Source organism: Streptomyces sp. NPDC059456 (assembly GCF_042750055.1).
Classification (GTDB): domain Bacteria; phylum Actinomycetota; class Actinomycetes; order Streptomycetales; family Streptomycetaceae; genus Streptomyces.
In genome coordinates this window covers 1-4,183 of sequence record NZ_JBHYVA010000725.1, presented here as the reverse complement: position 1 = coordinate 4,183, position 4,183 = coordinate 1, and the positions used below count along the sequence as shown (strand labels likewise).

5 protein-coding genes are annotated in these 4,183 nt (G+C 75.6%); 3 read left to right on the top strand and 2 right to left on the bottom strand.

Features of this window, described 5'->3' with window-relative positions; translation table 11 throughout:
* Positions 1 to 109 precede the first annotated feature (109 nt).
* A complete protein-coding gene (locus tag ACFXA3_RS37200; protein WP_385194743.1) occupies positions 110 to 1,108 on the top strand; it encodes an EI24 domain-containing protein in 999 nt (332 codons plus the stop codon).
* A gap of 15 nt (positions 1,109 to 1,123) precedes the next feature.
* Here the strand turns inward: ACFXA3_RS37200 and ACFXA3_RS37195 are convergent, their stop codons facing one another.
* Positions 1,124 to 2,014: an NAD(P)-dependent oxidoreductase gene (locus ACFXA3_RS37195; protein ID WP_385194740.1), complete on the bottom strand. Its 891-nt coding sequence runs from the start codon at positions 2,012 to 2,014 to the stop codon at positions 1,124 to 1,126.
* A 98-nt stretch (positions 2,015 to 2,112) separates the two neighbouring features.
* Between ACFXA3_RS37195 and ACFXA3_RS37190 the strand changes: the two genes are divergently transcribed.
* Positions 2,113 to 2,448: a winged helix-turn-helix transcriptional regulator gene (locus ACFXA3_RS37190; protein ID WP_385194746.1), complete on the top strand. Its 336-nt coding sequence runs from the start codon at positions 2,113 to 2,115 to the stop codon at positions 2,446 to 2,448.
* Positions 2,449 to 2,485: 37 nt separating this feature from the next.
* On the opposite strand, the gene ACFXA3_RS37185 is transcribed toward ACFXA3_RS37190, so the two are convergent.
* Complete coding sequence (locus ACFXA3_RS37185) at positions 2,486 to 3,217, bottom strand: hypothetical protein (RefSeq protein WP_385194739.1); 732 nt, start codon at positions 3,215 to 3,217, stop codon at positions 2,486 to 2,488.
* A gap of 131 nt (positions 3,218 to 3,348) precedes the next feature.
* On the opposite strand from ACFXA3_RS37185, the gene ACFXA3_RS37180 reads away from it, so the two are divergent.
* A complete protein-coding gene (locus tag ACFXA3_RS37180; protein WP_385194736.1) occupies positions 3,349 to 3,933 on the top strand; it encodes a DUF1707 and DUF4190 domain-containing protein in 585 nt (194 codons plus the stop codon).
* Positions 3,934 to 4,183: the final 250 nt, after the last annotated feature.

Here is a 4,183-nt window from a genome sequence, read left to right as displayed (position 1 = left end):
CCCCGGGCGCCCCCCGCCAACAACCCGGCCGCGCACGCCGCGTCAGCCGCCCCGCGCACCGCGGCGCCCGCCCCCGCGCGGGGGGGGCCCTTCGCCGTAAGCTGTGCCCATGCGTGATCTTGCGGGGGGATTCGGCCATCTGCTGGCCGGACAGCGGTGGGTGTTCCGTAACGGCCGGTGGCTGGGCTTCGGCCTGCTGCCCGGGCTGCTCGCGTTGGTGCTGTACGCCGGCGCACTCGTCGGGCTCGGCTACGGCGCCGACGACCTGACGGCCTGGGCGACGCCCTTCGCCGACGGCTGGGGATCCCCCTGGCTCGGGCTCTTCCGGGGCTTCCTGACCGCCCTCGTCTTCTGCCTCGGCCTGTTCGTCGCGGTGATCACCTTCACCGCGGTGACCCTGCTCATCGGCCAGCCGTTCTACGAGTCCCTCTCGGAGCAGGTCGACCGCAGCGTCGGCGGCGACGCCCCCGAATCCGGGCTGCCGCTGGCCCGGGAGCTGTGGATCTCGGCGCGGGACAGCATCAAGGTGCTCGTCCGGGTGCTGCTGTACGGGATCCTGCTCTTCGCGCTCGGCTTCATCCCCGTCGTCGGACAGACCGTGATCCCCGCGATCGGGTTCTGCGTCTCCGGCTTCTTCCTCACCGAGGAACTCACCGCCGTGGCGCTCCAGCGCCGCGAGGTGGAGCTGAAGGACCGCCTCGCCCTGCTGCGCGGCCGCCGCGCGATGGCGCTCGGCTTCGGCGTCCCGCTGGTGCTGGCGTTCCTGGTGCCGCTGGTCGCGGTGTTCCTGATGCCGGGCGCCGTGGCCGGGGCCACGCTCATGGTCCGCGAGCTGCGCGGCGAGGACGAGGAGCAGGCCGCCGGGGACGGCGCCGAAGAGCCCGACGGGGCCCCGCAGCAGGGGTATCCGGCGCAGCCGTACCAGCAGTCCCCGTACCAGCAGTCCCCGTACGCCGCGCCGCAGGGCGGGTCCGCCGCCCCCGGGCCGTACGCGGCCGGGCCGCAGTACCCCGCCCCGCAGCAGAACCCGTACGCGCAGCAGCCCCCGCGGCACCCGGGCGGCGGAGCGGCCGGGGGCCACGGGCCCGCGTCCCACCCGTACCGGTGACCCGCGGGCCGGCGCCTAGCGCCTGAGCAGGGTGATCGCGCCGGCCGTGTCCTCGCCGGAGTGGGCCTCCGGGGCGGCGTCCAGCCGGCGGCGCATCAGGTCCAGGTAGGGGGTCAGCAGCTCCGCGCTGACCCCCTGCTCCGCGGCGGTGCGCAGCAGGGTGCCGCTGCCGGCGACCTGCATGGCCAGGTTCGACACGACACCGGTGGTGAAGTCGCGCGAGGTCAGCCGGTCGGCGGCGTTGCCCACGAAGAACCCCATCGCGCCGAGCCATTCCGACAGCAGGGGCGCCAGGTCCTTCGGGGCGATGCCCTCGCCCTCGATCAGCGCGAAGGCGTGCGAGACCCCGGCGAACAGCCCGTACATCCCGCTCAGCAGGGCCACGTCGTGCAGCGCGGCGTGGCCGGGGTCCTCGCCGACGAAACGCGCTCCGGCCGGGACCTCCAGCGTGCTGCGGTGCGCGTCGAACAGGGCTCGGGAGCCGCTGTAGAAGACGTACGCGCCGGACGCGGGGACGCCGATCATCGCCGGGGTGCCCATGATCCCGCCGTCGGTGAACCGCGCTCCGCGCGCCTCGGCCCAGGCGGCGCGCTCCCGGCCCTCGCCGGGCGTACCGGTGGTGAGGTTGACCAGGTCCTTGCCGGTCAGGTCGATGCCCTCCAGGGTCTGGCCCACGCTCGCGTCGTCCAGCAGGCAGAGCACGACGAGGTCGCCGGCCGCCACCGCCTCGGCGGGGCTCGCGGCGACGCAGGCGCCTTCGGCGGCGAGGGCCGCGGCCTTGGCGGGCGTGCGGTTCCAGACGGTGAGGGGGTGCCCGGCGGCGAGCCAGGTGCGGGCCAGCGTGGTGCCCATGTCGCCGAGGCCGAGGAGGACGAGCGGACGCTTCGGAACGTTGTCGTAGGTCATGGCGTTGAGCCTGGTGGCAGGACGTGAGGCGCTCAAGTACGCACTTGGGAGTGGGTGGTTACCCCCAGGTGAGCGAGCAGGTGGGGAAGGGGTGCGCGATGCAGGTGGCGCGGAGACCGGGGGCGGACCACTGCGGTGTGGCAGCGGCGATGGCCGTGATCGACGGCAAATGGAAGGTCTCGCTCCTTTGGGAGCTGGAGCAGCGGCCGCGCCGCTTCGGGGAACTGCGCCGACTCGTTCCGGGCATCTCGGAGAAGGTGCTCGCGGCCCAGCTGCGCGAGCTGGAGACGGACGGCATCGTCCACCGTGAGGTGTACGACGAGGTTCCGCCCCGCGTGGAGTACTCGCTGACCCCGCTGGGCCGGGAGCTGAACACGGCGCTGACGTCGCTCGGCGCATGGGGCACCAAGCACCGTCTCCCGGCACCGGCCTGACCGGCAGGACCCCCCCGGAGCCGGCCTGTCGGCCGGGTCAGGCCGGGGTCTGGGCGCGGGGTTCCACCCAGAGGGCCTCGGCGAGGGCGCACAGCTCGCCGTCGGCGGTGGCCAGGGCGGTGCCCACGCGGTACTTGCGGCCCTCGCTGCCCAGCAGCCAGGCGTACGAGACGAGGCCCCCGCCCACCGGCACCGGCCGTAGCAGCCGCGCGGTCAGGGCGGCGGTGACCGCACCGGCCCGCCGGTCGTCGAGCAGCCGGCCGGCCGCGTTGCCCGGGCAGTCCAGGGCGCCCCACACCAGCTCGGGCGGCAACAGCCCGTCCGCGTCGCCGAGTCCGGGACCGGGGGTCCAGGCGGCGGCGACCACCGTGCTGCCGGGCCCCCGGCCGCAGTGCAGCCGCAGTCCGGTGTCGGGCGTGCGGTGCAGGCCGCAGCCGAAACAGTCGACCATCCCGTCCGGCGGAGCGGCCCGGTACGCGTCGGCCGCCGCCGACGCCTGCTCCCAGGTGGGGGCCGCGGGAGCCTCCACGGCCGGTTCGGCGGGGCTCGCCGCCGCCAGCAGCAGCTCGCCGTCCACCAGCTCCACGCCGCCGCCGGCCGTCGGGACGAGCCGGACCGGGGCCTGCGTGGGCACCGGCCGGCGGAAGTCCACCCGTACGGTCTTCGCGGCGGCCCGCGCGGCCAGCACCCCGGCCACGTAGCCGCCGAAGGCCACCCCGGGATATCCGCTGAGGTGGGCCGGAACCGTGATCGTCTCGAAGTCGGTCATGACCGCCACCTCATCACACGGGCCGTCCGCGGCACAGGGTCCGGCCCGGGAGGCCCGCAACTATCGCGGCCGCCCGTTCGTCCTCCATCCTGGAGGAGCGCACCGCGCGCAGGGGTTTCGGAGGTGGTCGGATGGCCGAACAGCCTGGGGGGCAGCCGTACCCGGTCCGCCCGCAGCAGCAGCCGTACGGGCAGCCGTGGCAGTCCGCGCAGACGCCGCAGTCCGCGATGCGGGCCTCGCACACCGACCGCGACCGGACGGTGGACGTGCTCAAGGCCGCCTACGCGGAGGGCCGGCTCACCCGGGAGGAGTACGGGCAGCGCTTCGACGCGGTGTACCAGGCGCAGACGTACGGCCGGCTCGCGCAGCTGGTCGCGGACCTGCCGGCCGGGCCGATGGCGGTTCCCTTCGGTGCGGCGGTGCCCGTGCTGCCGGCCGCCTACGGGCCACCGCCGATGCCGATGCCGATGCCCGTGCCGCAGCGCCCGGTCAACGGGATGGCGATCGCCTCGCTCGCGCTTGGCGTGCTGAGCCTGCCGACGCTCGGCGTCGCGGGCCTCGGCGCCGTGATCACCGGGCACATCGCCAAGGCGCAGATCCGCGCCCGCGGTGACGAGGGCACCGCTCCCGCGACGATCGGACTGGTGCTCGGCTGGCTGTCGTTGGGAGGCTGGGCGCTGCTCGTCGTCCTCGCCGGATTCGGCGTCCTCGACTGACGGCGGGCGGACGAGGGCGGACAAGGGGCGGACAAAGGGCGGCGGCGGGCCGGCGGCGGGCCGGTTGCGCCGCCGGCCCGTCAGGCGCCGACGTCCGCCGTCACGACGGAGGACGTGCGGTCGTCCGCCTCGGCCAGCAGTGCGCCGCCCGGGGCCCAGAGCGCGGCGCGGCCGCAGCCGGTCCACGGGCCCGCCCGGGCCACCGGGTTGGCGAGGGCGACGGAAAGGCCCGGCTCCTCGGCGAGCCCGG

Excerpts from the sequence above, each read along its gene's own strand:
- ACFXA3_RS37200 (WP_385194743.1), top strand. The coding sequence starts at position 110 with ATGCGTGATCTTGCGGGGGGATTCGGCCATCTGCTGGCCGGACAGCGG.
- ACFXA3_RS37195 (WP_385194740.1), bottom strand. The coding sequence starts at position 2,014 with ATGACCTACGACAACGTTCCGAAGCGTCCGCTCGTCCTCCTCGGCCTC.
- ACFXA3_RS37190 (WP_385194746.1), top strand. The coding sequence starts at position 2,113 with ATGCAGGTGGCGCGGAGACCGGGGGCGGACCACTGCGGTGTGGCAGCG.
- ACFXA3_RS37185 (WP_385194739.1), bottom strand. The coding sequence starts at position 3,217 with ATGACCGACTTCGAGACGATCACGGTTCCGGCCCACCTCAGCGGATAT.
- ACFXA3_RS37180 (WP_385194736.1), top strand. The coding sequence starts at position 3,349 with ATGGCCGAACAGCCTGGGGGGCAGCCGTACCCGGTCCGCCCGCAGCAG.